This is a genomic window from Polaribacter sp. 11A2H (assembly GCF_011379025.1).
Taxonomy (GTDB): domain Bacteria; phylum Bacteroidota; class Bacteroidia; order Flavobacteriales; family Flavobacteriaceae; genus Polaribacter.
Genome location: NZ_WTLD01000041.1, coordinates 1 through 1,261 on the forward strand (window position 1 = coordinate 1; position 1,261 = coordinate 1,261).

Sequence of the window (1,261 nt, forward strand, 5' to 3'; positions counted from 1 at the left end):
GATAATAATTACAGAAGTGTTTTAGTGAAAAATTAATGAGTTTTTACTTGTTTTTTACCACAGTACTTTGTTGGCAATAGTTATTTTTTTATTATTTTCCTAAATTCAATATTCCCTTTAGTATTATTAACGATTTTTAATATATATATTCCAGATGAAATACCTTGAAGAAGAATATTTTCTCTTTCTTTTTTAGTGTTAAATTTTTTTATCAAAGCACCATTTTGAGAATAAATATATAAGCTCAATTTATCGGATTTTATATTTGATATATTTATTTTTTCTTTAAATATTACTGGGTAAACAATAATGTTTTCATCTTTTTCATTAATTGTTTTTATACTTAAAACACTTTTTTGATATAATTCCAATATTTCATTGTCAGTTAGAGCTTTGCTATAAAAAGAAATATCATCAATACTCCCTCTAAATGATGCATTTTGATTATTATTTTTTCTTCCAATACGAAATTTATTTTGTTCACTTTGAGTATCTAGTATTACTTCTTTACTTCCTGCTAATTGACCATTAGAATAAATTTTAGTTTTTTTTCCGTCATAAACAAAAGTAAAGAAATACCAATTATTATTTAAATAATCGTAATTATTCACATAGAAATCATTTTTATTAAATTCTTCTGACAATAATGTTTCCAAATAAGCTTTACTGTAAATTTGTAAACAAAATCGTTGCAGGTTTAATGGGTTTCCATAGTCAATAATAGTGTAAAAAAAATTAGTATGAACTGAATATTCATAAGACATATCACTTTTAAACCAACCAGATATTGTTCTTTCAGAATTGCCTTTTGGTAAATTACTTACAGTAAAATCTATGTAACTATTTACTCCATCAAAATAATAAGCTTTATTCTCTTCTCCATTTCTATTTGTTGTATTTATAGCTGAAATTTGTGTAGCATTATTATTGTTTCCAGATGAATCATTTCCATTTCCATCAAGTTTCCATTCAGCAATTAAATTATTATTTTGTGAAAATGATACTGATGAAATTAAAAATAATAAAAAGTAACTTTTTTTCATAGGTTTTGGTATTCAGATATTCGTGAGTTTAATTATTGCCAACGTTGTTGTATATGGTTTGTTGTGTGTTTCAAGCAACTAATTTAATAAATAATTACCGACCAAGAAAGTCCGCGAGGACTTTCGTAAATAGGCGAGAAGCCAGCAATAAATTATATACGGCTTAAGTTAGCATTTTAATAAAAACACTAAATTTAAGACATATAATAAGAAAGCAC

At 24.4% G+C, this 1,261-nt stretch carries 1 protein-coding gene; it reads right to left on the minus strand.

The genetic code is table 11. The features are described 5' to 3' along the window. Positions 1-80: 80 nt before the first annotated feature. Positions 81-1,043 (minus strand): LamG-like jellyroll fold domain-containing protein, encoded by a 963-nt coding sequence (locus GQS58_RS16815; protein ID WP_166388047.1) that lies wholly within the window; start codon positions 1,041-1,043, stop codon positions 81-83. Positions 1,044-1,261 lie beyond the last annotated feature (218 nt).